We start from the raw sequence: 26,829 nt of genomic DNA on the forward strand, positions 1-26,829 counted from the left end.
TTAATTAGAAAATTGCAGGGGTGACATGATGAAAAAAGAGATACTAAACATATTTTTAATCGGAATATTGAGCCTATCACTTTGTGCATGTCAAACAAAGACTGAGAGCGGAACAAAAAAACCGGAAATTTCAGAGCGAAAAATCACTTTGAATGTAAGGAATCCGAAAGTTGAAATTTCTACGCAGTTCGAACAAATGGTGATTGCTTATGAAAAAGAAAATCCAAATGTAGATATAAGGGTTCACACGGTTGGCGGGGCTATGGATAACCTTGCTGATTTGAAAGCAAAAATAGCCACTGGCAATGGTCCTGATATTTTCACAAACAGCGGATACGAAAATGCCAAACAGTGGAGTGAATATTTAGAGGATCTTTCTGACCAACCCTGGGTTGAATATGCATATGAAGATGCATTAACCCCTATGAAATTCGATGGAAAAATTCATGGGATGCCGGTTAATCTGGAAGGGTACGGATTCATCTATAATAAGGATATATTTAATAAGGAAGGAATCGATGAATTACCCAAAACGCTGACTGAATTAATAGCAGTGGCTGAAAAATTGCAAAAAGCAGGAGTTACTCCTTTTGCAACTGGATATTATGAAGAGTGGAAATTGGGTGACCACTTAATGAATGTCGGTTTTACAGAGCAAGAAGATCCACCGGCTTTTATAAAAGGCCTAAATGATGGAACTGAAAAAATATATAATAATCAAAAATTCAATGATCTAATCAATTTGTTGGATGTAACATTAAAGTATGGAAACAATAACCCGCTAACAACCGATTACAACATGGAAGTGAATCTATTCACTTCAGAAAATGCTGCGATTATCCAACAAGGAAACTGGATACAGCCGATGATCGATCAACAATCACCGAATATGAACATCGGATTTATGCCAATACCAATAAATGATCAACCTAAGAAGGAAGCCTTGATGGTCGGCGTACCGAATTATTGGGTTGTAAACAAACAAACCACACCAGAAAAGAAGAAAGAAGCGAAGAGATTTTTAAATTGGATGGTTTCTTCCGAACAAGGCAAAATGTTTTTGACAGAACGCTTTAAATTCATACCTGCTTTCACTAACATTGAAGCTGACAATTTAGGACCTCTTGCTGATGAAACGATTCAGTATTATAAAGAAGGAAAAACATTACACTCAAACTGGTATGATTTCCCTGTCGGAATAAGAGAAGAATTTGGTGCTGCCATGCAGCTATATGTAGGAAACAAGCTTAGTCGTGGTCAATTACTGCATGAGTTTCAGAGGTCATGGGAAAGGGCTTCCAGCGAATAAAATAGGACTTCTGTACACTTCTTGCCTCCTTTGTTGGGGCATTTTTTTGTACGGCGAAAACTACGATATCAATATAAGACTAAATTCTAATCAATATATGACATATCCATAGAATTAAGACTAACCTATAATTTTATTAGTACTTCAAACAGGCGGGACTGTTACTCCCAAAAAGTAATCGTTCCACTAGACTTTATTTTTATATACTAATAAACATTCTAGGAGGAAGGCATATGAACCTTAACAGGCTTGCCAAACAAGCAACAGTAATAACACTTAGTACAGTTATCTTATTAGGAGGCAGTCGCTCAGAAACTTTCGCGGCGGCAAAAGACCCATTAGATCACAATGAAAAGTACGGCACTTCACAAATCACTCGTTACGACATGCAAAAAATGATTAATCAACAAGGCGATGCAAAGTTTACAGTTCCCAAGTTTGACGAATCAACAATAAAAAACATTCCCTCAGCAAAAAAGTATGACAAATCAGGAAATTTAATTGATATGGATGTATGGGATACCTGGCCATTACAAAACGCTGATGGTACAGTGGCAGAATATAAGGGCTATCATATCGTATTCGGATTGGCTGGAGACCCTCAAAATGGTAGTGACACGTTCATTTACTTGTTCTACAAAAAAGTTGGAGAAACATCCATTGATGCTTGGAAAAATGCTGGCAGAGTATTTGATGATAATGATAAAAATGTTCCAAATGATCCTTATTTAAAAAATCAAGCAGAAGAGTGGTCCGGTTCTGCAACCTTCACGTCTGATGGAGAAGTTCGCTTATTCTATACAAATCGCGGACAGTTTTCACCAGATTCCAAGCAATACGGTAAGCAAACATTAACAACGGCTCAAGTAAACTTATCTGAGTCAGGTGCTGGTACATTGCAAGTGGATGGCGTAGAAGATTTCAAGTCCATCTATGAAGGCGGAGACAGCAAGTTTTATCAATCACATGATAAGGCTTTCGCTGATGAAAATTTTAGTGATAATCATACATTCAGAGATCCCCACTATATTGAAGATAAGGGTCGTAAATACCTTGTTTTTGAAGCGAATACTGGGACTGAATATGGTTACCAAGGAGAAGAATCCCTTTACAACAGGGCTTACTATGGCAACAGCAATAAATTCTTCCAAGCTGAAAAGGATAAACTTCTGCAAAGCTCTAAAAAAGGTTTAGCTGAATTAGCAAATGGTGCAATTGGCATCATTGAAATAAACGATGATTATACATTAAAAAACGAAATGAAACCCCTGATTGTTTCGAATACAGTAACAGATGAAATTGAACGTCCTAACATATTTAAAAAGGACGGAAAATGGTATTTATTCACAAGTACAAGAGGATCAAAAATGACCATTGATGGAATTGATGATAAAGATATTTACATGTTAGGCTACGTGGCAAATTCTTTAACTGGCCCATACAAACCGTTAAATAAAACCGGAATTGTCTTACATCAAGATCTTGATCCTTATGATATTACTTGGACATACGCTCACTATGCTATCCCCCAACCGGAAAGCGATAATGTAGTTATCACAAGTTACATGACAAATAGAGGTTATTTTAAAGACCATAAATCTACCTTTGCCCCAAGTTTTTCACTTAACATTAAAGGGCCAAATACAGCTGTGATAGAAGATAGTATTCAGGAACAGGGTCAAATAACGAATAACCAATAATTTAATGTTCATCCTAATTTTTACAAAATAAATCAAAAAAGAAAATGTCTATAAAATTGGCATTTTCTTTTTTTGATTAGCGTGGTGATTTACTTGGACAAAATAGTTTTTACTAAGAAAGGTTTTAAGTCGTTGGCTCTATTAATACTTGGATTAATCATTGCCGGATTATTAGTCTTTTTAGTCAAATCAACTTTACCAGTTAAGCATAAAGAGGAATCGTATCGAGCTAACTACCATTTCACTGTACCTGACAAGTGGAAAAACGATCCTCAGAAGCCGATTTTCATAGATGGTGAGTACCATTACTTTTACCTCTATAATGGGGATTATCCGGATGGAAATGGAACAGAATGGCGTCATTCAACCTCAAAGGACTTGGTGCATTGGAGCGATCAAGGGATAGCCATTCCGAAATATACCAATGATAATGGAGATCCATGGTCGGGATCAGTCGTTGTAGACAAGGAAAATACGGCAGGCTTTGGAAAAGATGCTCTTGTGGCAATTGTTACGCAGCCCTCCAAGGATGGCGGTAAACAGGAACAATTTCTATGGTATAGTACGGACAACGGTAAAACATTTACCTCCTACAGTGATGATCCCATCATCTCAAATCCAGGAACGAAAGATTTTAGAGATCCAAAAATCATCTGGGATGACAGTGATCATAAATGGATTATGGTCATGGCTGAGGGAACAAAAATAGGTTTTTATAAGTCTGACAACCTAAAAGATTGGCAGTATATGAGCGGTTTTGTCACGAAAAACATAGGTATTGTAGAGTGCCCGGACCTTTATTTGTTACGGGCGGATGATGGGACTCTAAAATGGGTACTTGGTGTCAGTGCTAATGGGCAATCGAATGGTAAACCAAACACATACGCCTATTGGACTGGAAGCTTTGATGGAATGGAATTCTTCCCAGATTACAATGAACCGCAATGGTTGGATTATGGATTCGATTGGTATGGTGGAGTTACATTTGAAGATGGGACAGAAAGCGATAAATACAACAAACGGTATGCTCTCGCTTGGATGAATAATTGGGCCTATGCCGATAATACTCCGACCCTGAAAGAGGGCTTTAATGGAATGGATTCCATCGTTCGCCAAATCGGGCTAAAACATGCGGGCAACAACCAATATTATTTATCTTCACAACCTATCGAAGCATTGAAAGAATTGACGAGTTCAACGGATTCCTATGAACAAATTGAAGTGAATGGTTCCAAAACACTAGATGTAAAAGGTGATGTATATCAATTGGAGACGGATATCAATTGGTCAGACCTAAACAATGTGGGCTTAAGGCTTCGAGAATCAGCAGATCGAACACGCCACATTGACGTAGGAATTTTTGTAGAAGAAAACTACTCTTATGTCAATCGAAATTTCACCGAACACCCTGACGAAAGTAATCAATATATTAAAAGCATTGCTCCATATGATGCTAGCAAGAAACATGTTCACTTAAAGATCCTCATTGATAAAACAAGTATTGAGGTGTTTGTGGATGATGGAAAGATTGCACATTCAAATTTAATATTCCCTGAATTTGATGATAAAGGAATATCCCTCTTCTCAGAGGGAGGCAAAGCGGTCTTTCATAATATTAAGATCAAACACCTCGGTTCGATTAATTGAACATCATTTATGAATGGCGATACTATGAGGGTATACTTTGACCACAATTCACCATGTCTTCCCTACTCTTCAATAAGGAGTAATAACGAAAAGCCGGATTCAACAAGTATTGAAATCCGGCTTCTCGCTATGGCTGAGAGGCTTCTGCCCCTCCCTCTCCATTGTGTCTTCATGAATCTATTTGTATTTGAGTTACTTCTACTTGTAACCTTCCTGACTACTACCGTATTCATTTATAGCCATGGTGAATCAAGAAGATAGTTGATTAGAAAAAAGGGCATCTGCCAAAAGCAGATGCCTTAATTTTCGTGAATTGATCTTTCTTGATAAGGGTCATGTTAACCCTATCTCCCGTTTTCTTTTCTGTTTTAATACCGCAGGCTTTGGAACCTGCTGGGAGAGTACCGTACATTCATCAAAAGCAAATTGTTTACACCCTTTACAACGGTTCTCATCCAGTTTGGATAAAGCTTCATTAATGGCATCACCCGTATTGGAAAAGAACTGTTCTTCACCAACCAGTTTAATAAAACCGGTTTTTTCGAGCATTTCTTTAGGTTCCTGTTGAATCCCGGAAATCAGCACTTGTAGTTTGTGGGACTTGAATTGCTTCACAATGTCGGTGAGAAGTGCTTCTCCCGAAGTATCAATGAATGACACATTGCTCATTCTTAATAGGAGGATTTTTGGTTTAGAACGCATCATTTCCTCGATTTCTTCTTGCAACCTTTCGATTGAACCAAAGAATAAAGGTCCTTCTATCGTATAAATGTTTATCTGCGGGCAGCTTGAACCTTGTTGCACCATTTCCGGTTTAACTAGTTTATCAGCTGGATCTGGTAAAACCTTTGTTAATTTCAGTGTACCGCTCATTAGTTTAACAAAAGATAGAATAGCTAATAGTAAACCGATCCCAACACCTGTTGTCAGGTCAATCAAAATTGTTAACAAGAAGGTGACGATCAATACGACCGAATCCATGGTTTTTGCTTTTAAGATATGCGAAAATTCTTGGCGTTCGCTCATGTTCCATGCGACAAACATAAGAACGGGAGCCATGCTTGCCAAAGGAATGGCAGAAGCATAAGGAGCTAAACTGACTAACACCAGCAATACCACCAACCCATGTATCACACCTGATATGGGGGAAACTGCACCGTTTTTAATATTCGTTGCGGTACGGGCGATGGCACCTGTAGCCGGAATGCCTCCAAATAATGGCGTAATCATATTGGTCAATCCTTGCCCCATCAGCTCTTTATTGCTGTTATGTTTACTGTTGGTCATGCCGTCTGCCACTACAGCGGATAATAGTGATTCAATTCCTCCAAGCATGGCAATGACCAAAGCAGCCGGAAGGAGTTCAATCACTAGGCTGCCAGTGATATGGGGGAACTGAAAATGGGGCAATGCATTAGGGATGGCGCCATAAGCCGATCCAATGGTCGCTACCTGATCAGGAAAGAAAAAGGTGGCGACTAGAGTTGATACAATCAATCCCAGCAAGGCTCCAGGGATTTTCGGTAAATATTTTGGAGTTAATATGACGAGAGTTAAACTTATGATAGCCACCAGTACACTGTAGATATTAACTGTATTGAAGTTCAATAAGATTTCTTTCATGTTTAAAAGAAAGGCTTCTTCTTTTTTTAAGTTACTGAGTCCAAAGAAATTGGCAATCTGGCCAGAAAAGATAATCACAGCAATTCCAGCAGTAAATCCGATGGTAACTGGACGCGGAATGAACTTGATGAATCTCCCCAGTTTGAACACACCTAAAAGAAAAATCATGATACCTGCCAAGAAACCGGCGATTAACAGTTTTTCATATCCATACTGCATGACCACTCCCAACAAGATCGGGACAAAGGCTCCAGTCGGGCCTGCAATTTGATATCTCGATCCGCCTAAAAGGGAGACCATGATTCCAGCTATGATTGATGTGTACAGTCCGTATTCTGGTCTTACCCCTGAAGCAATGGCAAAAGCCATCGCTAAAGGAATTGCTACAATCCCAACTACCACACCGGCAACCAGGTCTTTCTGAAAATGGCTAAAGTTGTATCCTTCAAGCCTGCTAGAACCCATCATTTTATCGCCCCTTCTTTTATTGAATATGTATTTCATCCTTGTTGACAACGTTGCTATATCCATCTATGATTCGATCCAATTTACCGGTTTCGGGATGGATGACCATACCGTGAACGGCAATGGAATCCGGTAATAAGGGATGGTTTTTGATCAAACGAACACTATTAGTAACACTCTCCTCCACGCATTGAAAACCTGATAGCCATTTTGTTAAATCAATACCAGAGTTTGTTAGGATATCAATATGCTCCTGACTGACTTTCTTCTGCTTTGCGGCATCAAGAAGTGAAGAGGATTGAAGCCCCACCATACCGCATCCGTGATGTCCGATCACGCATACTTCCTCCGCTTTCAGCTCATAAATAGCGACAAGGACACTGCGCATAATGCTGCCAAAGGGGTGAGAAACAATAGCTCCTGCGTTTTTAATGATTTTCGCATCTCCATTTTTTAAACCCAACGCCTTTGGAAGCAATTCCAATAGACGGGTATCCATACACGTTATAATGACGATCTTTTTATCTGGATACTTTGTCGTTTGAAACTCTGTATATTTGTTTTGATCGACAAACGTCTTGTTATAATCCAAAATACTCGAAATGATTGACATTCATCATTCTCCTTTCCGTTGCAATTCTTTGTTAAATTGTTATAGAAGGTAATGTTCTAAAAAAGGGTATGTACAATGATCCAGATGCCTTTCATCCAATGATCTTATTTGGCTTCGTTTTACATGGATGAAACCTTCTTTTAAGCTAATTCCATGTTAAAGTTATAAAATTAGAGTTAAATGATAGAAGGATTAGAAAATGGTGAGAATTATTACAATTTCTTCTCTTTTGTTTTGCATTTCCCTTACTCAACAAAAAAGGGTGATACCCATTAGACATCTAATTGGTATCACCCTTTTTTATTTTAGCGGAAAGAAAAATTGAAATGTGATGGGAAACATCTCTTAGTTTTACTCAGTTTTGAGCAAACTGTTTTATTTAGAGTCATCATTATCATCCACATCAGCATCATCATCTTCCCATGTAACTGTTTTTACCTCTTTTGTGTAACCGTCCACTTGGACAACTGCGTCACGATCATCTTCCAATTCAACTTCGACCAAATAATAGGGTGTCTGATTCGGGGGTTGATAAAATTCTGTATCATCACCTGTTCCTTTAACATGTTTTTCGGCAATCGCAATTGCTTCGTTTTCTGTAATGATACTATCTGCTACCTTTTTTGAGTCAATAATAGTTCCTGTATATGGGTCGAGTATTAATGTGGTTTTTTCATTATTCTTATTTACAACTGCTTTATAATAGGAGTTGTCTTTTTCCTGCACAAAATCAATTTGTTCCAGATCACCTTTTGCGGAAATACGTTCCTTTATTTCTTTTTGAGTTAGTTGCTTTTGAGGTGTTTTTTTCGTCGTTTCTTCAGTTGCATGATCTGAAGTTTCTTCAGCTAACCTCTTCCTTTTTATAGAATTAACTTCCCCACTTTCTGCATCCATCCTAATTTGATATACCCCAGTTTCAAGCTGCATTTCAATCTGATATACTTCACCATCATTTTTCGTTGTCTTAATAATGGTTCCAGGATATTTATCCTTTGCTATCTGGTTCACTTCTTCTATAGTCAAGTTTTCCGCGGATAATGATGGAGCCCACCATTGAAATCCGACAAATGAAAGCAGACCAAACACGACAATTAACCCAACTGGTACCAGCCATCTTCTACTCTTCATCGTATCACCCATCCAACTTCATTCTGGCTTAATTAAATCTTGGTAAAATGAGAACTCGATAAGAATTCACCCATTCTTTTATTTAAATCTCTTTCAGTAAAGGGACTTAAGTAAATAAAAGAGTGACGATTGTTCCCTTGCCTTCGAGACTATCCATTTCAATCCGTACGTCAATCGCCTCAGCAATTTCCTTTGCCATGGAAAGCCCTAATCCTGATCCGCCTTGCTTTCGGCTTCTTGCTTCATCTACACGATAAAAGCGATCGAACACTTTTGGCAATTCAGCCTTTGGGATTCCGCCCCCTCTGTCTTCGATGCGGATATATGCTTCATTACCTGTTTTTCCTATGTAGACTGAGATATGCTCGTCACTATACTTTCTTGCATTGTCCAAAAAAATGAACAAAAGCTGTTTTAACTTTTGAACGTCCGTTAATGCTTCAATTGCATCGTTGCTATGAATCTCCACTGTTCGATCGTACGCATTTTTATACACTTTTGCTAAATCTGCCATGATATCAGTCAGATTTACGTTTTCCTTCACTATATTCCATTTTTCCTGATGCTTTGCAAGCAGGAGCAATTGCTCTGTCATCTCTCTCATTCTAATGGCCTCAGAATGAATGGCCTCTACTGATTCATCAAACAAATCAGGACGCTTTAAACCCCTTCTTTGCAAAAGACTCGCATAGCTTTCGATGACAGTTAGCGGTGTTTTTAATTCATGTGAAGCATTTGATACGAATTGTTCCTGTTTCTCGAAGTTAGCCTGTAACAAATCGATCATGTGATTAAAGGTTTTCCCCATTTCCACAAGTTCATCTTTTGAATTTTCTTCTAGGCTGAGTCGCTTAAATTGGCCACTTGTTTGAATCTCTTTCATCGTTTCAATCATCAAGCGAATCGGACGAGCAATGAAATTACTGAGAATACTGCTTGATATCAAAACAGGAATCATGGCGATGACCGTTACAGCAATTAATACAATGCGAAGAACAGCGAGCATTTCTTCTGTTGCTTGAATGCTTTTGGTGATTTGAAGATTAACTACACTTCCATCCCCCCAAACGATCGGGTTTGAAACGAACACATACTTTTTCTGATCAAAAGTGATGATTGCGCTCTCCTCACCTGGGTAAAAGCTGCTAGGTCGATTGCATAACTGTTTTTCAGAATTGGATGTAACAACTGTTCCTTGCCTTTGACCCTCTATTACAATACCAACCATGCCATCTATAGGCACATAGGCACGTAGTAGATCATTTGGTGAAATACGATTTACATTTTCACTAACATCAAATGCCATTTTCTCTGTCTCCGCTTTCGCACGATTAAGTTCATTCATCATCACCTGTTTACTGAAAACAAAATAAATGGAAACATTCATCAAAAGCAGCAGGAAAATGAATAACACCGTTGTATATAAATTTATTTTCCTTCGAAGTCTCATTTGGCTTCCTTTATGACGTAGCCAACGCCTCTTACAGTATGAATAAGTGGCGCATCAAAGCCATATTCGAGCTTTTTTCGAACATATCGGATATACACATCCACTACGTTTGTTTCTCCATAGAAATCATACCCCCAGACCGCTTCCAGAATTTGATCCCGGTTTAGCACTTGACGCTTATTCTTCAGTAAATAAAGAAGTAAATCATACTCCTTTGGGGTTAGGTCAATTTCATTTTCGCCTCTGATGACTTCGCGCGTTTTGACATTTAACCTTAAATCAGCAGTATTTAGCCATTCATCGCCGTCATCTTCCATTAAAGGTGCTGCAGTTCGCATTCTTAAAACCGCACGGATTCGAGCAAGCAATTCCTCAATTTGGAAGGGTTTTGTAATGTAGTCATTCGCGCCGAGATCAAGACCAGAAACTTTATCTTCCACCGACCCCTTTGCCGTTAACAGGATGACAGGTGTAAAGGTGTTTTTCGTACGAATTTTACGAAGAAGCTCGATTCCGCTAATGCCTGGAAGCATGACATCCAATAAGATCAAATCCCATTTTCCTGATCCATATACTTCAAGTGCTTCATTCCCGTCCATTGCCTTTCCGATTCGGTAGCCTTCGATTTCAAGCTCTAATTCAAGCAGTCTCAAAATTTTCTCTTCGTCTTCTACGATTAATATTGATTCTTTATTCATATGGAATGCCTCCTTTTGGGGGGATTTTTTTGTGGGACTTTTTATTTTGCGTAAGAAAAATAGGATCACGAGATTAATAGCGAAGCTAAGTTCAATAAGAAAAAGGCTGCCTCAGCAACCTTACTATTTTGAAGCAAAGCACCTGTTAGAATGTAAGGTTATTAAAGGAACCATTCACCTTGAGCAATTTTCACTACTTTACCTCCTACATGAACGTTGATTTTCCCGGTATCATACCCTGCTTTTAAAAACAACAAAGAAGGCCTTCCGATTTCGTATCCTTGTTCTACGCGAACGTTTATTTCACTATTTTCAAAATACCGGTATTTAACTAAGTAAGAAGCTAAACATCCATTAGAACTGCCAGTAGCTGCATCTTCGGGGATACCATAAAAATCTGCAAAGTCTCGAACATTTAAATCATTTTTCGAATTATACGTTTCTGGAGAAAAAACCATAATGGCTTTTGCCTCAGTATGTTCAATTAACTCAAAATATTTTTCTCTATTCACCTTTACTTTTTTAACGGCATCCAATGATTTTAATGGGACAACAATCACTGGTAGTCCAGTCGAAACTTCCTGAATGGGAAATCTATCATCTATGTTTTCTTTATGTATATTTAAAACTTCAGAAATTTTATTTTCATCTAAAATCCGGCCGAAAGTTGGTTCATTTTGTTTCATCCATATAAGTTCTTCCTGATTATTGAATGATACTGTTATCTGACCACCTTTAAAGTTTAAAATAATGTTTTCCAATGGTTCATCCAATACTTCGTTTTGAATGATGTATGCAGTTCCTAAAGTCGGATGGCCAGCAAAAGGAACCTCTTCATTAGGTGTGAAAATCCGGACATCATAACCGCCATCAATTTTTGAATCAGACAAGATAAAGGTAGTTTCTGAAAAATTAATTTCTTTGGCTATTTGTTGCATTTCATTATCCGGAACATTTCCAGCGTTTTTAAAAACCGCGAGTTGATTTCCTGTATATTTTCCATTTGAAAACACATCAACAATAGAATAATTAATCCTCTCCATAAGACTCCCCCTCATTTACTTGTTAGTTATTTAAACGAATGTCCCAATTATTGCATTTAAATTTTTAAAATTACAGTCGCTATTTGCCCAGTTAGCTCCATAAAAAAAAGAGCTGCCTGAGCAACTCTCATGTTAAAAGCCCTATATCTATTCCACTAAAAATAATTTGGGATTTCATAGGATATGGAGTCCATATCCTTTTCATTCGAATAATACATACAAATACTATCCTCATATTTTTGCTTAGTGGAAGTGAGTTCAATAAAGTTCAATTTTTTATAAAATGCCGTTCCAATATCGCTATATAGGAAAAAATCAGTACAATTCATCCTCTGCTCTAAATCGTTTATCACTTTCTGGATCAATAGCGATGCATATCCTTTGCTCCTCAAATGCATCGGGGTGGCAATTGAACCGATCCCTCTGACAATCAAGGCTTCCGAGGGATTTAATTCATATACAATCAAGGAACTTAATAGCTCTTTTGTAGCCGTTTCTTCTAAAACATGCCATTTACCTTTTTTATATTTACTGGAATTCCGACACATCGTTATATATTCGTTAGCTGCCATTTTGTCTCCCCAAACATCATGGCCCATCATATACACAGCTTCCATATCCCCGCTTGTTGCTTCTCTCATTATTTTCAAATTATCCGCTCCTTATGTACCATCCAACCTATATAAAATAATCCACATTATACATAATCACTAAGGCTAACAGAAGCTGAACTATTGTAATGACATGTTCTTTTGCGTTTTTCAAGTACTTCCATTCCAAGAACAACTGAAAACCAGTTAATACAATTAAAAAGGATATCAGATACACCTTCATGACATATGGGTCCTCTGTAACAAAGGGGAAAGTACATAAATAAATGGATGCAATGATGGCTCTTCCCCACCGATCCACTTTCTTACCAGGGGTATCGGCTATCTTTTTCTTATCTACACCAAACCATTTCCTTAAAAATTTATCTATGAAGAGAGAAAAACCAATAAAAATAATGAAGATCCACACAATTCCCACTAAAACTACATCCCTTCCACCAACCATTTTATCTATATTTTACCATAATTAGATATGGTCTTATCAACCGAATCAGCCATTTAAGCACATAAGAAAAAGAGCTGCAAGAGCCCCCCTTGTTTTGTTATGAACTTCAAATCTATATCCCAATGATGAACAAAGACCCCCATTAAGATCTTTAGGTAAAAACTAATTCTATATTAAGAAACTCAGAATGACGGTAAAGAGAACTAATAGCGAGACAACAAGACACATATACCCAACGAATCCTTTACGATCCTTTTGAAGTTCGGTAATTCCAATCACCAGCATCATTAACCCCAGGAAAAACATGCTGTATGGTAACAACTTATCATTCCCGGTAATTAGCTGTGTAGCTGATAAAGCAAAAACAATGATTCCTAAGATGATTCTAGCTATATTCAAGAATATTCCCCCTTTAACCCAATCCACTAACTATATCCTAATTATACCATTTTGTGAAAGGTGAGCTTTCAGACAGAGGGTCTTTTTTATATGATCACCGAAATAATTTTAGTTAAAAAGCACAAAATAATATCTGAAATTTCACACTTCTTCTAATGATTCCTAAATCCGAATCTTATATACTTTATTTATGTTAGATTTTATTACATTACGTGGTATGTCATATAACACGATGAATGGGAGTTGAGTGTAAATTGTCTACATATCTAGAAAGTCATGCTTTGGAAGAAACGGAGTTCAACCATACTGCGGATTTGGATGAATCTCTGAAGCCTAAAACAAAAGAAGATAGGACGGTTGGCCCGATATCCTATATATTCATGTGGATTGGAGACGGCGTCAATTTAGGGAATATGACACTAGGGGCCAGCTTGGTTGTAGCGGGAACCGCAACGTTGAACATCATTCAGACGTTTGCTGCAGCTGCCATCGCCATCGCCATCATTTCCATGATTTTCGCTTTAAATGATAGGATCGGATACAGGACCGGAATTCCCTATGTTGTTCAGCTCAGAATGTCCTTCGGGATGAAAGGCTCCATCATATCATCACTTTTGCGCGGAATTCCGGCCATCATCTGGTACGGTTTTCAAAGTTGGATCGGTGGTACTGCCTTAAACGAAATCGTGAAGATCATGACGGGTGGCGCTTTTGATAATGCCGTCATTTGCTTTGTCGTGATTCAACTGGTGCAAATTGCGCTTTCGCTGTACGGCTTCCATGCCATCAAATGGGTGGAAATGCTTGCATCCATCGTTATCATGCTAGCGCTTGTCTATGTATTTGGTATTCTCCTTACATCACATAACGAGGTCATCGCGGAAAAATGGGTGCATGCCGAAGGCTCATGGGGCTTGCCGTTCTTTGCTTTCATCATGATGTTTTTGGGGAATTATGCGGCTATCTTTTTAAGCGCAGGAGACTATTCAAGAGAGCTTAAGTCTGGCATCAGTGATGCAAAACGAGGTTTTTTGTACTTTTCGCCCATTTTAATAGCCTATGGATTTGTACTGACAATCGGTGTAATGCTTGCTACCGCTACCGGCATATCCAATCCCGTTAAGGCGTTTGCAATAGTGGTGGACAATCCTTATATCACTGTAGGCGTTTCTGCATTTATCGTAATAGGTGCGATTGCCGTAAATATGGTCGCCAACATTATTCCGCCAACCTATGTCATTACTTTACTTACAAAGTTGAAATATAAGATTGCCGTTATCATAACCGGACTTCTTGCCTTTTGCTCATTCCCTTGGGTGCTTGTACAGGATTCTTCGGCGAAGGGGCTCGGTATGTTCATTCTGATTTATTCCGCTTTTTTAGGCCCGATCGTTTCGATTTTATTAGTCGAATATTATATATTAAGAAAGCAAAAAATGAATGTTGCCGATTTATACAGAGAAGACGGACCATTTGCAGGATATAATCCATGCGCACTGCTCGCCATGCTTATCGGCGCCGGTGCCGCCTTTATAAAAGTGGAGCTTGCCTGGATCATCGGTGTTGTTGTGGCAGGCATTGCCTATATTATTCTGATGAAGTTCGCCTTTAAGGATTCAAGATTCAAAAAAGGTACGATATTCGAGAATGAATGTTAATTTGTAGACGCAATCAACATTCATATGACAGCCCAAAAAGGGATACTGCTCAAAATGGTAGTATCCCTTTTTTTAAGGAAAGTTGGTTTCATGAATGATACGTTTGACCATTTTTGTAAGTGAATGTGTAGTTTCCTTCTTTATTCAATAGAACCGGTAAGTACTGTGCGACCATTTCAGCAATTCCGAGATTCTCTGGATGGAGGATCCACTCAATCGATTTCCATTCCAGAATACCTTCCCGCGTTTTTTTCGGTGTTTCATATATTAAATCTGCATCTACTTCATACAAATACACATATATCCCATCCAGTTCACCTTCTGGAGTCTCCCAAGTTACCGTTCCTTTAGAAAAAAAGGGCTCTACTCCAATGTCCGTTTCCTCAAACACCTCACGCCGTGCACCTATATCAGGTGTTTCACCGTTCTCGATTTTGCCCCCCACCCCGTTCCATACACCCATAATTGGAGCCTTCTCCCGATTGAGCATGAGTATTTCATTACCTTTCTTAACAAAACAAACTGTATACTTAAACATTATATAAAGTGACCCCTTTATCGTTAGTTTAACCCCACCACATGGCCGTGACAAATGTTGACCATAGAGAGCATCATCTGCCTCCACTATTAACACACCCTCAAATTTTAACAATCAATAAAGAATCCGTAAACGTCCGTCCTCCCTCAATGGATGTTGTACTCCCCATTTGCAAACCAACTCTTCTATTTTTGCGAAAATAGCTTATTTCACTCGTGAGTTTGATCGTTTGAGCTGTTTACTCGTGAATTTGCGTGTTTACTCGTGAGTTCGTGCTGTTTACTCGTGAGTTTACGCACTTTACTCGTGAGTTTTGCTGTTTTACTCGCGAGTTCGTACTTTACTCGTAAGTTTGCGCTTTACTCGTGAATTTGTGCTTTTTACTCGTGAGTTTTGCTGTTTACTCGTGAATTCGTGCTGTTTACTCGTGAGTTTGCGTGTTTTACTCGTGAGTTCGTGCTGTTTACTCGTGAGTTTTGCTGTTTTACTCGTGAGTTCGTGCTATTTACTCGCGAATTCGTACTTTACTCGTGAGTTTGCGTGTTTTACTCGTGAGTTTGAGCTGTTTACTCGTGAGTTTTGCTGTTTTACTCGTGAATTTGTGCTGTTTACTCGTGAGTTCGTGCTGTTTACTCGTGAGTTTGCGTGTTTTACTCGTGAGTTCGTGCTGTTTACTCGTGAGTTTTGCTGTTTTACTCGTGAATTTGTGCTGTTTACTCGTGAGTTCGTACTTTACTCGTGAATTTACGTACTTTACTCGTGAGTTTTGCGGTTTTACTCGTGAGTTTGATCGTTTGAGCTGTTTACTCGTGAGTTTTGCTGTTTACTCGTGAGTTTGTGCTGTTTACTCATGAGTTTGAGCTGTTTACTCATGAGTTTGAGCTGTTTACTCGTGAGTTTGAGCTGTTTACTCGTGAATTTGTGCTGTTTACTCGTGAGTTTGCGTGTTTTACTCGTGAGTTTGAGCTGTTTACTCGTAAGTTTGCACTTTACTCGTGAATTTGTGCTGTTTACTCGTGAGTTCGTGCTGTTTACTCGTGAGTTTGAGCTGTTTTACTCGTGAGTTCGTACTTTACTCGTAAGTTTGCGCTTTACTCGTGAGTTTTGCTGTTTTACTCGTGAATTTGTGCTGTTTACTCGTGAATTTACGCACTTTACTCGTGAGTTCGTGCTGTTGACTCGTGAGTTTTGCTGTTTTACTCGTGAGTTTGTGCTGTTTACTCGTGAATTTACGCACTTTACTCGTGAATTTGCGTGTTTACTCGTGAGTTCGTGCTGTTGACTCGTGAGTTTTGCTGTTTTACTCGTGAGTTCGTACTTTACTCGTAAGTTTGCGCTTTACTCGTGAGTTTCGCTGATTTTACTCGTGAATTTGTGCTGTTTACTCGTGAATTTACGCACTTTACTCGTGAGTTTTGCTGTTTTACTCGCGAATTGGTACTTTACTCGTGAGTTTGTGCTGTTTACTCGTGAGTTTTGCTTTTTTACTCGTGAGTTTGTGCTGTTTACTCGTGAGTTCGTGCTGTTTACTCGTGAGTTTACGCACTTTACTCGTGAGTTTTGCTGTTTTACTCGCGAGTTCGTGCTGTTTACTCGTGAGTTCGTGCTGTTTACTCGTGAGTTTGATCGTTTGAGCTGTTTACTCGTGAATTTTGCGGTTTTACTCGTGAGTTCGTACTGTTTACTCGTGAGTTTTGCGGTTTTACTCGTGAGTTCGTGCTGTTTACTCGTGAGTTTTGCTGTTTTACTCGTGAGTTCGTACTTTACTCGTAAGTTTGCACTTTACTCGTGAATTTGTGCTGTTTACTCGTGAGTTCGTGCTGTTTACTCGTGAATTTGCGTGTTTTACTCGTGAGTTTGCGTGTTTTACTCGTGAGTTCGTACTTTACTCGTGAATTTACGCACTTTACTCGTGAGTTTTGCGGTTTTACTCGTGAGTTTGCGTGTTTTACTCGTGAGTTCGTGCTGTTTACTCGCGAGTTTGCGTGTTTTACTCGTGAGTTCGTGCTTGTGCTATTTACTCGCGAATTCATATATCATTGCCACACAAGAAAAGCAGCGATTCTCTTGGAATCGCTGCTCCCTCCTATTTATGCTCCTGCCCAAACATCTTTTGCATATCTGCCATTCTCCTCTAATGATTGCAGCCATTCCGTGGCTTCTTCTTGAGGTTTTTGATAGTAATGCATATAGCTGTCGATTAATGTTCGTTCAACATCGGGTGCCATTTTACCTCCGTCTCCGCAGATGTATAGGTGTCCTCCTCCTTCTTTTAATAAAGGAAGTATGTCATGAGCGTTTTCCGCTAATCGGTTCTGGACATACGTTTTTTCTTGGCCGGGACATCTTGAGAAAGCGGTGTGCAGTGTTACAAGTCCCTCTTGTTCGGCTTGCACGAGTTCTTCTTGATAGAGGAAGTCGTGTTCCGGATTACGGCATCCAAAGTAAAGGTGGGCAGCCCCTAGCGTTTCACCTTTTTCCTTCAGTACGCGACGAGTCTGAATGAATCCTCTGAATGGTGCAATTCCTGTTCCAGGGCCAATCATGATGATTGGTTTTCCTGTTTGCTCTGGAAGTTGGAAATTGGATTGCGGCGTATTGATAAAGCAGGCTACCTTGTCGCCTAAGGAGCGTTCTGCCAAATAATTCGATGCAATTCCTTTGTATTCCCCGTTGCCGCTCAAAGCTTCCCCGCGGACAACGCTGACGGTGATGCTTGCTTCTCCTTCCTTGTGAAGTGGAGAGCTTGAAATAGAGTAGTATCTTGCTTTTAAAGGTGGCAGTAAAGCCAAGAAACGTTCAAATGGGATTTCACATGCAAGATACTTTTCTATAAGATCAAGCATGGTTATGCGCTTGTTCAGGATTTCTTGTTTATAGGTCCTGTCCTCAAGTAGTTCTTCAAGTTCTTTTACATGTGGAGGACATACCGTGTAAGTGGCAAGCGCCCGAATTTGAGACCGGGTGGCGGGTTCTTGGAACTCCACATGGTTTGATAGTAACTCCTCGAGTTTTACTGGTTTTCCTGTAGGAAGATGGGCAGCTTTTCCCGAATCCCCAGTCAGATCCACGTAATCTTGGCCGTTTAGGTTAAATCGACTGAGCACTCGTTCGACAAGTTCCGGTGGATTTTGTGGAAGAACCCCGAGATGATCGCCTTCCTGATAATGTATTCCCGCTGGCAAAGTTAACTCTATATGCCGTGTACTTCTTCCGCTTTCCACATGTTGTAATTCGTAATTCCTTTTTAAAATGGCTGTAAAAGCATGATGGGTGCGGGCTAGTGGCGTTCCGCTCACATCGCTTACGAAGTTCATCGTAATCGAGCTGACTACTCGATCATTCATATTCACTTCAATATTAAGGGTTTCGGCAAGATTCGGCCAAAGGGCTTCTGTCCATTTCTCGTAATCACCTTCAAAGTCATCACTTGCATCTCCATAGCCTGTTTCTGACAGCCGCACCGCTCCTTTTTGTTCCAGCTGCTCATCAATGAAACGTGGAATGCGTTGGTACGTATTGGCCCAATTGCGGTCCCCGCATCCGAAGATCGCATAGTGAACACCATCCAATGTGTCATCCTGACTTTCCTTCAGCCATGAAACAAAGTCACCCGCATTATCAGGGGGATTTCCATTATAAGATGCCGAGACGATGAGAACAGCCCCTTCTCGAGGTAGCCGATCCGTGTAATCATTCAAAGGGGCAATCTCGGCATTGAAGCCTTGCCGCTTTCCTGATTCAGCAAGGTCACGAGCAATCCCTTCCGCTGTTCCCATGTTTGATCCAAACAGGACAAGTAATGGTGTACCATGTGCTGATTCGATTGAAGATGCCGTGGCTCCTTTGTCCGCAGACTTTGGTTCTGGAGAAGAAACGGTAAACGACATCTCCGGCTTCCTCGGAGAAACGCGCATGGTCATCCCGTCCGGTTTGAGAGTCAACGTTTCTTTAACATCCAATTGATATTCTTCATGATCAATCAAGTCAAAGTGCTGTAAAACCATGCCAAGCACCAGTGTCGCTTCATGAAGGGCAAACTGCTGTCCGATACAGGCGCGCTGCCCGTTTCCAAACGGTTTATAAGCATGATAAGGGATGGAATCCAAATCCTCGAACCGCTCAGGAATGAACGATTCAACGTCATCACCCCAAACGGATGGATCACGGTGAAGCTCAGGAATAAGTAGCGAGAACACATCGCCTTTCTTCACCTTGTATTTTCCGCCCAGCATGGTATCTTCTTTAGCATAAACGGAAAATGCCGGAGCTGTCGGCCACAGACGAAGCGTTTCATTCAGCACCATCCGGACATATTTCAGCTTTTTCACTTGTTTGTAATCAGGAACATCATCACCAAGCACTTCATCGACTTCCTGCTGCGCTTTTTTCAACTTGTCCCTGTTATTCATCAGGAAATAGATGGCGAACGATAGGAGACCGCTCGTCGTTTCGTGCCCCGCTATTAAGAAGGTAATGATTTGAAAACGAATATTTTCAACATCCAGGGAAACGCCCGTTTCAGGATCGACTCCCTTCAACATATGGGAAAGAAGATCATCTTCTCCTTGATCGCCATTTTGTTTTCGTTCAGCAATCATTTCATCCACTAGAGAGAACATATATTGAATGTCTTCCCTGAATTGTTTTTTAGACTTGATCATCAGTTTATCTTGGATGCCAAGTCGCTGCGTTTGACTCATCGCTTCATCCAACGCACGCACCATACTGGTGACGAAAGGATGGGTGGTCTCCCGATAAAAACTGTTAAAGCGGTAATTGAACCCGCAGAGTCCGATCGTATCCAAGGTCAATCGTGTCATATCTTCAGGAACATCTATCTCATCAGCCGGATTCAGGCGAGCCCATTTTTGAATGAGTTGGGTTGCAAGATCCACCATTTTAGCATGGTAGCCCTTCATTGCCTGCTGGCTAAAGCTGGGCAGCAGGATGTTATGGGCTTTTTTCCAATTCGGCTCCGTGGTTTCACTTGTGAAGAGTCCATCGCCGCCGAACGCTCTCACTTTTTGTAGGGCAGGTCCAACTTTCTTATCAAACCTTGCTTCATCACAAATTTCTTTAGCGAGGTCAGCACTGGATACGAATGTAGCGATGCGACCAGGAAATTGAAATTGAAAAACCGGCCCAAGTTCCCGTGCCAGCTTCATGAAAGACTGAAGCGGCTTATCCTTATCAAGGATAGGCAGGCTGCCTAGGGGTCCGTAAGTTTTTGGCTGTGGAAACTGAGTTGTATTTTCCATTTTATAAGCACCTCTTTTAATAGTTTAGAATGCGGAATGAACATTCATTCAGTTTAATTGTTAAAAATGTGTCAAGCGTGCAATCGGACTGCATCCCAAAAGCTTTCTTCCACATCTGCCAATAGTTTTGGTTCAGGTTCTAATTCCCCAATGCGGACAAGTCGCTCAAGCTCAAGAAATGCTCCGTAAATGATGGCAATCAAAGCAGAAGAAGGCAGCTCCTTAATTTCTTTTTTTTCTTTTCCATAATCAAAGAAATTTTTAAATATATTCAATAGCCCTTGAAAACTAGCATGACTATCTTCATTTAAAAAATGGGCTCCACTATGTATCTTTATAAAATAAAGAGCTTGGTCCTGCTCATTTGTAAAATGAACCATAGATTTAAAAATATGGTGGAACTGATTGCGAATCGAATCATCATGGGGAAATCCATTCTTGATCGTTTCAGTGAAAATATCCAAGTACTCTTGAAAAATCTTGTTGCCTAGCACCTCCTTATTCTCAAAGTAACGATAGATGGTACCGGCTCCCACCCCTGCCGATGTAGCTATCATCGGAATCGTCGTAGCATCATATCCCCGTTCGGCGAATAGTTCCAAAGCGCTGGATACTATACTGTCTCGTTTATTTACTGCATTGATCATAATGATTCACCCCTTTATAAGATGCGGAATGAATGTTCATTCCTATTAATGTAAGTGTATACCCAATAAAATCCCATCTCAATCGCGCATAGTACCCATATTTTGTGAATTCTTTGTTAATGAAGAGGGATAAAAGGCTGATTTTTTTCCTTATAATGAGTTAAATTAGTACAAATCACTATCGTTAGACCCATGAGAAAAAGAGCTGATCGTCACAGCTCTCCAAGTTTAAAAACAGGATGTTTTTCATGCACACCAATAATGACGGAAATTATGCATGATGATAGCGTTCGGATAGTTTATTTTTATGGGCATTAAACACTTCTTCCAATGGAATATCGTACTTGTTCGCAATCACAATCAAGTTACCTAGCACATCTCCCAATTCTTCGGTTAACTCCTGTTTGTTCTCTTCAAACGAACCAATAACTTCATCAGGCCTATCCCTGCCAATCTCAAGGGAGCGAATGGCTCGTGCCACCTCGCCAGTTTCTTCTGCCAAAAAGCCAATGCGAATGAAAATGTCCAATTCAGACCATCCTCGTGCTTCATAATAATCTTTTACCCATTGTTGAAATTCAGTGACGTTCATATTCATCCACCCTTCATTTAGATAATTCAAGTTTAACAAACCCCCCTGAATTATGTATGATAAGAAAGGAAGATTACTAAATGGGAGATGTGATATTTTGAAAAGTCTAGCTGTATTTTGTGGATCAAGCATTGGTGCATCTACTGTCTATGTAGAAGAGGCTAAAAAACTGGGTGCGGTACTGGCAAAACGTAATATTACCCTTGTTTATGGAGGCTCAAGTGTAGGAATCATGGGTGCAGTTGCAGATTCCGTTTTGGAAGCAGGCGGAAATGTAATTGGCGTAATGCCAGATTTTCTAGAAAAAAAGGAAATAGCCCATAAGAACTTAACCGAACTGATTGTCGTGGAATCCATGCATGAAAGAAAAGCTAAAATGGCTGAGCTTGCAGATGGGTTCATTGCCTTGCCAGGCGGGCCAGGAACAATGGAAGAATTCTTTGAGATTTTCACTTGGGCTCAACTTGGTCTTCATCAAAAACCTTGCGGACTCTTAAATATCAATCACTATTATGATCCTTTGGTCGCTTTATTCAATCATATGTCCGACGAACAGTTCCTTCATGAAAAATTCCGTTCGATGGCGCTGGTAGATGTTGAACCAAATGGGCTTCTTGATCAATTCAATACATATGAACCGCCAACCGTAAAAACTTTCATTACCGAAAAACAGACCTGATTATAAAAAAACGACCGGCCAAGATCAATAATGACCTTGGCCGGTTGTGATATACTGCTGCGTACTGAAGGGTTAGGTAAATATCAGGTTTAAATAATCTCCATGCCCTTTAATAAGTTCCACTTCATGTTGGGATGAAATCCAGAAGAAATGGAATGTCAGCCCCTCTTCATCTCCTCCACCCGTTGGCTGATAGTCCCATTCATCAGGAACAATCGATACACTTATTTGATAAAAATATCTATTATGTATGGCACCATCAGCGCTCTCCCAAAAATCTTCCGCAACTAATTTCTCCACATAAAAATTCTCAAGACCTGTTTCTTCTTTCATTTCCCTAATCACTGCTTGGTAAGCATTTTCTTGAGGCTTCACTGTTCCCTTAGGTATCTGTATACCCGCTTCCCTAATGGGATGTTGAAAAACCAATACCTGAGTTTCTCCATTTTTGATTCTTGTCACATACCCATAGGCTTTTTTTATCGGTATCACTTTCATCCCCCCGTGTTCAAGTTACCCCTATTGAAAGATCAATCACCAAAAGCAAATACGAGCTCTGTCTCGCAAACAGTTTCTCCATCAACAGTAGCCCTTCCTTTCCCGATAGGACCTTTCAAGCGAGTAATCTCCACTTCTAAACGTAATTGATCCCCTGGTCTTACTTGCCTTTTAAAACGACATCCATCGATCCCAGCCAAAGCCCGATCCGCCCTTGAATTTCTTCTTTTGTAAGCATAATAACAGCACTTACCTGTGCTAAAGCCTCAACGATCAATACACCTGGCATCACTGGGTGATTTGGAAAGTGACCAGTAAAAAACTCTTCATTTGCTGTTACATTTTTAATGGCCACCGCTCTCTTTCCTTCTTCCAATTCCAGTACTCTATCAACTAAAAGAAATGGATAGCGATGCCTGATAATGTCTTTGATTTCTTGGATATCAACCAATATTAAGCCCCCCATTGTGATGAATTCTTTCCCTTTATTTTACCATCAGGATCATCATATGGATATTTTTGTATTTACTTTCTACATATCGTTCACTAAAATAGCGGCTGTACTTAAAATACAAAATTGAAGTGTTGCTAAATAAATAAATGAACTGGTACAACGCTTTATACTTGTGGAAAATATATAGCTGATAATAATTCAAAATGGGTGGCAAACATTTGAAAGTAAGTGGTACTTCAAAAAGTATCACCTGTCCTCATTAGACTAAAGTAGCAGTTTTGTGGAAGAAGGATTTCCACTTTCTCACGAACAAATATTAGAAAATTTTATAGGTCATTAAGAAGAATTCATATAAGGACCTAACATATAGTAAGATGTGGAAAATGGCATATAGGCAACGTGTATCCATTAGAATATATTTATGATGTTGAATAGCCATCAGGTGATACTGGAATTTTAAATGACAGTAAAAGATAACATCAAATTTCTAGAGGAAACAAACTAACGCGATTGTATATCTCCTAAAGGGCGTGATGACTATATCGAGCATACCAATCGGTTACCTTATTTCTGTGCTTTTTGTCGCTTGGTGTACATATTTCGTAGTGGCACCATCCAACTTCCCTCGAAGTTTTAACTCTTTAGGTTCTTACTTTTCCGTAATAAATGAACTACCATTCTTTGCACTTTTCTGGTTGATTGGATCAAATTCGTTAGCCTTTATTGAAGGCGACGTTCATTCTCCGGTTGGGTGGATGGCTTTTGCAATATCAATTTTGACAGTGGGAACACTCTTAGTGATTATCCATCGGGGATTACAAACTTCTCCTGTAGTCAGTCAAGCCATGAATGATAGTCTTGAGAAAACGTGGCGAACTACAATTAACCCTAAGAATGAGCGCCGATTACACAAGAAATTTAGTTTCACAGCTTTACTCGGTCCATTCTTTAAAAGACGATACGATGTAGTGAGGATTGCAAACATCAACTACGGTAATGCAGGTATGAGAAATCAACTAGATGTTTATCGCCATCGCTCTCATCCGACGGGCTGCCCCACGTTGGTGCATTTGCACGGTGGAGGATTTGTAGGCGGTAAAAAGAACAGCCAATCTCTCCCTCTTATTTACCAGCTTGCTAGCAAGGGGTGGGTGTGCATCAGTGCAAACTACCGCTTAAGTGCTGACGTGAAATTTCCCGACCACTTGATTGACATTAAGAAAGTGATTGCTTGGGTACGCGAGCACGGGTCCGAGTACGGAGCTGACCCTACGACGATAGTTTTAGCTGGTAATTCGTCAGGGGCTCATTTGACTGCTATGGCTGCACTAACCCCAAATTCCCCTTCATTCCAGCCAGGTTTTGAGTGTGTGGACACGTCGGTAACTGCCGCCATTTGTCTATATGGCTATTACGGTTATATCGATACACACCCTGGCTTATTCTCATCTCCTATGGCTTACAGTGGAAAAGAAGCACCGCCATTCTTCGTGGTGCATGGTGATCAGGACAGGTTAGTGCCCGTGGAAAATGCACGACGCTTCGCGGAGCATTTGCGTGATTCCTCATCTAATCCGGTTGTTTATGTCGAACTTCCCGGTGCTGAGCACAATTTTGATTTATATCACTCCATTCGTACCAAAGCAGTCGTGCATGGCATTGAAGCCTTTACCGATTGGGTTCGGGCAAATAACAAACATAATTCCAAATAACATCATTGTTTAAGTTTCTAGTCCTTATTTTCAAAAATGGGAGGCAAGACGAGGGATGGAATTAAGGGGTAGCCTCCTGTAATAATATAAAAAACTATGTTTGAATTAGAAAAACAAATTGTTGTGGTAAAACTTTGGTGTTGTAGTAGTAAATGAGGTCATATGTTGAATAAAAAGGATAGATGTATTCAGGAGTGCTTCCCTGTTCATTTATCCTTTTCTCTTATCTAAAATATTTATTGTATTGAATTGAATAAATATTTGCTGGACTTTTTAAAACCTGAGCAACCCTGTTTTTAAGTCTCGCTTAAAAGTCCTTTGATTTTTTTTCCTTCGATTTAGTCAATGGAGATAGAAGTATTTGTTCATACCTCGCATAACCCGCTAATATTTTATGAATCAAACTTATCTTAGGAACAACAAAGTAAACCACCAGGCCCGAAATGATGCTTATTATAGCACCTGCCAGCACATCCGCCGGAAAGTGGACTCCTACCCAAATACGAGAAATGCCAACAAGGAAAGCCAGCATGATCCATAGCATCCACCATCCTCTTTTGAAAAGCCAAAAGGATACACAAAACGAGAAAAACAAGATGGTATGGTCGCTTGGAAATGAATTATCCACTGCTTTTTCAATCAACTTATTAACATTGGTCAATTCGGCAAATGGCTGATTGTTCGAATGTAATCCCCCTGCCATTTTCCCCATCATTTCAGCTATTACAAACGTAATCATTCCACAAACAACCATCATTCTACTCTGTTCATTTCGAGTGAACCATATTACGATGACTGCTAAAGCTAATAAAAATACCATGTACTCGGCAATGAAAATGGCAGAAGGGTTTAAATAAGAGTATTGTTTCCCTAAGTCATTTATCATTCTAAATACATTGACATTCCATTCAAAAAGACTCATTTCATATCCACCTTTCCTCTTTTTCTTTCATAGTAAAAGAAAAGAGGTGTAAATCGCCATCGATTTTCCTAACAGTTTTAGCTGCAATCTTACAATATTGTCACGTGTTCAACTATCGCTAGAGTATAAATCTTCTTGTATATTTCTAAGACATTCTATATAATCCATAGAAAAATCAGGAGGTTAGTCAGGTGAATAATGATAGTAACTCTGTTCTAATTCATAAAAACCAAGAAGCTGTTTGGCATGCGATTACAAATGATGGAAACATTTCAAAATGGTATGCCCCGGGTTCAAAATGGAATATTCCTAAACTCAAGGTTGGCGAGAAGGCAATCTTCGTATTAATGCCTAGTGCACATAACAATCTTAAAGATAACGAAAGTATTCCAATGAGCTTTACCATCCAAGAAGTAATTCCTAACGAAAAGTTTTCTTATTCCTTGGATTCGGATAACCTCGTTTTCACTTTCGAAATATACCCAGAACCTGAAGGAACTAGAGTATCCATTAACATGGACGGATTTGAACTTAGTTTGGCAAACCTAAAAGCATTTTCAGAAGGAAGAGAACTTCCCTATACCTAAATACGACTCATGCTGTTGGAAATGATTTGTGGGTGTCTATTGGTTGGATGGTGCTAATCGTTATGATTTCATATTTAAATGGAATGAAAATTTTTAGGAAAGTATAAACAATGTGGTTTTAACATAAAGTCACGAAGTTTATTAAAA

Annotated in this window: 29 protein-coding genes and 1 pseudogene; 14 read left to right on the forward strand and 16 right to left on the reverse strand. The window is 39.6% G+C overall.

Translation table 11 applies throughout. The features are described 5' to 3' along the window. Positions 1–28 precede the first annotated feature (28 nt). The 3 genes from QUF78_RS21980 to QUF78_RS21990 all read left to right on the forward strand — a co-directional run bounded on the left by QUF78_RS21980 (position 29) and on the right by QUF78_RS21990 (position 4,656). Complete coding sequence (locus QUF78_RS21980; protein WP_289326337.1) at positions 29–1,309, forward strand: ABC transporter substrate-binding protein; 1,281 nt, start codon at positions 29–31, stop codon at positions 1,307–1,309. A 233-nt stretch (positions 1,310–1,542) separates the two neighbouring features. Further along, positions 1,543–3,009: a glycoside hydrolase family 68 protein gene (locus QUF78_RS21985; RefSeq protein WP_289326338.1), complete on the forward strand. Its 1,467-nt coding sequence runs from the start codon at positions 1,543–1,545 to the stop codon at positions 3,007–3,009. Positions 3,010–3,141: 132 nt separating this feature from the next. After that, positions 3,142–4,656 carry a glycoside hydrolase family 32 protein gene (locus QUF78_RS21990; protein WP_289326339.1) on the forward strand — a complete coding sequence of 505 codons (1,515 nt, stop codon included), beginning with the start codon at positions 3,142–3,144 and terminating at the stop codon, positions 4,654–4,656. Between the two features lie 333 nt (positions 4,657–4,989). On the opposite strand, the gene QUF78_RS21995 is transcribed toward QUF78_RS21990, so the two are convergent. From QUF78_RS21995 to QUF78_RS22035, 9 genes are all read right to left on the reverse strand, one after another. Beyond that, positions 4,990–6,747 carry a SulP family inorganic anion transporter gene (locus QUF78_RS21995; protein WP_289327384.1) on the reverse strand — a complete coding sequence of 586 codons (1,758 nt, stop codon included), beginning with the start codon at positions 6,745–6,747 and terminating at the stop codon, positions 4,990–4,992. Between the two features lie 16 nt (positions 6,748–6,763). Beyond that, positions 6,764–7,357 (reverse strand): beta-class carbonic anhydrase, encoded by a 594-nt coding sequence (locus QUF78_RS22000; RefSeq protein WP_289326340.1) that lies wholly within the window; start codon positions 7,355–7,357, stop codon positions 6,764–6,766. Positions 7,358–7,732: 375 nt separating this feature from the next. Next, positions 7,733–8,488, reverse strand: coding sequence for a PepSY domain-containing protein (locus QUF78_RS22005; RefSeq protein ID WP_289326341.1), 756 nt, complete (start codon positions 8,486–8,488; stop codon positions 7,733–7,735). A gap of 106 nt (positions 8,489–8,594) precedes the next feature. After that, the gene (locus tag QUF78_RS22010) at positions 8,595–9,938 is read right to left on the reverse strand and encodes a sensor histidine kinase (RefSeq protein ID WP_289326342.1); all 1,344 of its coding nucleotides are present in this window, start codon (positions 9,936–9,938) and stop codon (positions 8,595–8,597) included. Further along, a complete protein-coding gene (locus QUF78_RS22015; protein WP_289326343.1) occupies positions 9,935–10,636 on the reverse strand; it encodes a response regulator transcription factor in 702 nt (233 codons plus the stop codon). The genes QUF78_RS22010 and QUF78_RS22015 overlap by 4 nt, the downstream gene beginning before the upstream one ends. A 161-nt stretch (positions 10,637–10,797) precedes the next feature. Beyond that, positions 10,798–11,679, reverse strand: coding sequence for a PhzF family phenazine biosynthesis protein (locus QUF78_RS22020; protein WP_289326344.1), 882 nt, complete (start codon positions 11,677–11,679; stop codon positions 10,798–10,800). Between the two features lie 155 nt (positions 11,680–11,834). Beyond that, a complete protein-coding gene (locus QUF78_RS22025) occupies positions 11,835–12,329 on the reverse strand; it encodes a hypothetical protein (RefSeq protein ID WP_289326345.1) in 495 nt (164 codons plus the stop codon). Between the two features lie 28 nt (positions 12,330–12,357). After that, positions 12,358–12,708, reverse strand: a complete 351-nt coding sequence (locus QUF78_RS22030) for a DUF4181 domain-containing protein (protein ID WP_289326346.1) — start codon at positions 12,706–12,708, stop codon at positions 12,358–12,360. Positions 12,709–12,903: 195 nt separating this feature from the next. After that, complete coding sequence (locus QUF78_RS22035) at positions 12,904–13,134, reverse strand: DUF3953 domain-containing protein (RefSeq protein ID WP_289326347.1); 231 nt, start codon at positions 13,132–13,134, stop codon at positions 12,904–12,906. A gap of 254 nt (positions 13,135–13,388) precedes the next feature. On the opposite strand from QUF78_RS22035, the gene QUF78_RS22040 reads away from it, so the two are divergent. Further along, the gene (locus QUF78_RS22040; RefSeq protein WP_289326348.1) at positions 13,389–14,792 is read left to right on the forward strand and encodes an NCS1 family transporter; all 1,404 of its coding nucleotides are present in this window, start codon (positions 13,389–13,391) and stop codon (positions 14,790–14,792) included. A gap of 88 nt (positions 14,793–14,880) precedes the next feature. On the opposite strand, the gene QUF78_RS22045 is transcribed toward QUF78_RS22040, so the two are convergent. Beyond that, positions 14,881–15,330 (reverse strand): NUDIX hydrolase, encoded by a 450-nt coding sequence (locus QUF78_RS22045; protein WP_289326349.1) that lies wholly within the window; start codon positions 15,328–15,330, stop codon positions 14,881–14,883. Between the two features lie 393 nt (positions 15,331–15,723). On the opposite strand from QUF78_RS22045, the gene QUF78_RS22050 reads away from it, so the two are divergent. The 7 genes from QUF78_RS22050 (at position 15,724) to QUF78_RS22080 (ending at position 17,499) form a co-directional block, all read left to right on the forward strand. After that, entirely contained in the window at positions 15,724–15,864 is a 141-nt protein-coding gene (locus QUF78_RS22050) for a hypothetical protein (RefSeq protein WP_289326350.1), read from the forward strand. Beyond that, positions 15,861–16,163, forward strand: a complete 303-nt coding sequence (locus QUF78_RS22055) for a hypothetical protein (RefSeq protein WP_289326351.1) — start codon at positions 15,861–15,863, stop codon at positions 16,161–16,163. Before QUF78_RS22050 ends, QUF78_RS22055 begins: the two co-directional genes overlap by 4 nt. 17 nt (positions 16,164–16,180) lie before the next feature. After that, complete coding sequence (locus tag QUF78_RS22060; RefSeq protein ID WP_289326352.1) at positions 16,181–16,393, forward strand: hypothetical protein; 213 nt, start codon at positions 16,181–16,183, stop codon at positions 16,391–16,393. 21 nt (positions 16,394–16,414) lie between these two features. After that, positions 16,415–16,612 (forward strand): hypothetical protein, encoded by a 198-nt coding sequence (locus QUF78_RS22065; RefSeq protein ID WP_289326353.1) that lies wholly within the window; start codon positions 16,415–16,417, stop codon positions 16,610–16,612. A gap of 133 nt (positions 16,613–16,745) precedes the next feature. After that, the gene (locus tag QUF78_RS22070; protein WP_289326354.1) at positions 16,746–16,964 is read left to right on the forward strand and encodes a hypothetical protein; all 219 of its coding nucleotides are present in this window, start codon (positions 16,746–16,748) and stop codon (positions 16,962–16,964) included. 11 nt (positions 16,965–16,975) lie between these two features. Further along, positions 16,976–17,122 carry a hypothetical protein gene (locus QUF78_RS22075; protein ID WP_289326355.1) on the forward strand — a complete coding sequence of 49 codons (147 nt, stop codon included), beginning with the start codon at positions 16,976–16,978 and terminating at the stop codon, positions 17,120–17,122. Beyond that, positions 17,119–17,499, forward strand: coding sequence for a hypothetical protein (locus QUF78_RS22080; protein WP_289326356.1), 381 nt, complete (start codon positions 17,119–17,121; stop codon positions 17,497–17,499). Before QUF78_RS22075 ends, QUF78_RS22080 begins: the two co-directional genes overlap by 4 nt. On the opposite strand, the gene QUF78_RS22085 is transcribed toward QUF78_RS22080, so the two are convergent. From QUF78_RS22085 to QUF78_RS22095, 3 genes are all read right to left on the reverse strand, one after another. Beyond that, positions 17,421–20,591 (reverse strand): bifunctional cytochrome P450/NADPH--P450 reductase, encoded by a 3,171-nt coding sequence (locus QUF78_RS22085; protein ID WP_289326357.1) that lies wholly within the window; start codon positions 20,589–20,591, stop codon positions 17,421–17,423. The genes QUF78_RS22080 and QUF78_RS22085 overlap by 79 nt on opposite strands. A 71-nt stretch (positions 20,592–20,662) precedes the next feature. Further along, positions 20,663–21,238 (reverse strand): TetR/AcrR family transcriptional regulator, encoded by a 576-nt coding sequence (locus QUF78_RS22090; protein WP_289326358.1) that lies wholly within the window; start codon positions 21,236–21,238, stop codon positions 20,663–20,665. 271 nt (positions 21,239–21,509) lie between these two features. Next, the gene (locus tag QUF78_RS22095; RefSeq protein WP_289327385.1) at positions 21,510–21,830 is read right to left on the reverse strand and encodes a MazG-like family protein; all 321 of its coding nucleotides are present in this window, start codon (positions 21,828–21,830) and stop codon (positions 21,510–21,512) included. 97 nt (positions 21,831–21,927) lie between these two features. Here QUF78_RS22095 and QUF78_RS22100 point away from each other — a divergent pair, with 97 nt between their 5' ends. Then, positions 21,928–22,509: an LOG family protein gene (locus QUF78_RS22100; protein ID WP_289326359.1), complete on the forward strand. Its 582-nt coding sequence runs from the start codon at positions 21,928–21,930 to the stop codon at positions 22,507–22,509. A 72-nt stretch (positions 22,510–22,581) separates the two neighbouring features. Here the strand turns inward: QUF78_RS22100 and QUF78_RS22105 are convergent, their stop codons facing one another. Together QUF78_RS22105 and fabZ are read right to left on the reverse strand one after the other, a co-directional pair. Then, positions 22,582–23,007, reverse strand: coding sequence for an NUDIX hydrolase (locus QUF78_RS22105; protein ID WP_289326360.1), 426 nt, complete (start codon positions 23,005–23,007; stop codon positions 22,582–22,584). A 32-nt stretch (positions 23,008–23,039) separates the two neighbouring features. Further along, positions 23,040–23,473, reverse strand: a pseudogene (fabZ, locus tag QUF78_RS22110) (3-hydroxyacyl-ACP dehydratase FabZ). A gap of 560 nt (positions 23,474–24,033) precedes the next feature. Here fabZ and QUF78_RS22115 point away from each other — a divergent pair. Beyond that, positions 24,034–25,173, forward strand: a complete 1,140-nt coding sequence (locus QUF78_RS22115; RefSeq protein WP_289326361.1) for an alpha/beta hydrolase — start codon at positions 24,034–24,036, stop codon at positions 25,171–25,173. A 307-nt stretch (positions 25,174–25,480) separates the two neighbouring features. On the opposite strand, the gene QUF78_RS22120 is transcribed toward QUF78_RS22115, so the two are convergent. Continuing rightward, complete coding sequence (locus QUF78_RS22120) at positions 25,481–26,095, reverse strand: undecaprenyl-diphosphatase (RefSeq protein WP_289326362.1); 615 nt, start codon at positions 26,093–26,095, stop codon at positions 25,481–25,483. Positions 26,096–26,286: 191 nt separating this feature from the next. Here QUF78_RS22120 and QUF78_RS22125 point away from each other — a divergent pair, with 191 nt between their 5' ends. Continuing rightward, the gene (locus QUF78_RS22125; RefSeq protein ID WP_289326363.1) at positions 26,287–26,682 is read left to right on the forward strand and encodes an SRPBCC family protein; all 396 of its coding nucleotides are present in this window, start codon (positions 26,287–26,289) and stop codon (positions 26,680–26,682) included. The last annotated feature ends 147 nt before the right edge of the window (positions 26,683–26,829 follow it).

The sequence above is a fragment of the Peribacillus sp. ACCC06369 genome (assembly GCF_030348945.1).
GTDB lineage: Bacteria > Bacillota > Bacilli > Bacillales > DSM-1321 > Peribacillus.

What these genes read in the sequence shown, in the direction of transcription:
- QUF78_RS21980 (WP_289326337.1), top strand. Translation starts at nt 29, where the DNA reads ATGAAAAAAGAGATACTAAACATATTTTTAATCGGAATATTGAGCCTA.
- QUF78_RS21985 (WP_289326338.1), top strand. Translation starts at nt 1,543, where the DNA reads ATGAACCTTAACAGGCTTGCCAAACAAGCAACAGTAATAACACTTAGT.
- QUF78_RS21995 (WP_289327384.1), bottom strand. Translation starts at nt 6,747, where the DNA reads ATGATGGGTTCTAGCAGGCTTGAAGGATACAACTTTAGCCATTTTCAG.
- QUF78_RS22000 (WP_289326340.1), bottom strand. Translation starts at nt 7,357, where the DNA reads ATGTCAATCATTTCGAGTATTTTGGATTATAACAAGACGTTTGTCGAT.
- QUF78_RS22005 (WP_289326341.1), bottom strand. Translation starts at nt 8,488, where the DNA reads ATGAAGAGTAGAAGATGGCTGGTACCAGTTGGGTTAATTGTCGTGTTT.
- QUF78_RS22010 (WP_289326342.1), bottom strand. Translation starts at nt 9,938, where the DNA reads ATGAGACTTCGAAGGAAAATAAATTTATATACAACGGTGTTATTCATT.
- QUF78_RS22015 (WP_289326343.1), bottom strand. Translation starts at nt 10,636, where the DNA reads ATGAATAAAGAATCAATATTAATCGTAGAAGACGAAGAGAAAATTTTG.
- QUF78_RS22020 (WP_289326344.1), bottom strand. Translation starts at nt 11,679, where the DNA reads ATGGAGAGGATTAATTATTCTATTGTTGATGTGTTTTCAAATGGAAAA.
- QUF78_RS22045 (WP_289326349.1), bottom strand. Translation starts at nt 15,330, where the DNA reads ATGTTTAAGTATACAGTTTGTTTTGTTAAGAAAGGTAATGAAATACTC.
- QUF78_RS22060 (WP_289326352.1), top strand. Translation starts at nt 16,181, where the DNA reads ATGAGTTTGAGCTGTTTACTCATGAGTTTGAGCTGTTTACTCGTGAGT.
- QUF78_RS22085 (WP_289326357.1), bottom strand. Translation starts at nt 20,591, where the DNA reads ATGGAAAATACAACTCAGTTTCCACAGCCAAAAACTTACGGACCCCTA.
- QUF78_RS22090 (WP_289326358.1), bottom strand. Translation starts at nt 21,238, where the DNA reads ATGATCAATGCAGTAAATAAACGAGACAGTATAGTATCCAGCGCTTTG.
- QUF78_RS22095 (WP_289327385.1), bottom strand. Translation starts at nt 21,830, where the DNA reads ATGAACGTCACTGAATTTCAACAATGGGTAAAAGATTATTATGAAGCA.
- QUF78_RS22105 (WP_289326360.1), bottom strand. Translation starts at nt 23,007, where the DNA reads ATGAAAGTGATACCGATAAAAAAAGCCTATGGGTATGTGACAAGAATC.
- QUF78_RS22120 (WP_289326362.1), bottom strand. Translation starts at nt 26,095, where the DNA reads ATGAGTCTTTTTGAATGGAATGTCAATGTATTTAGAATGATAAATGAC.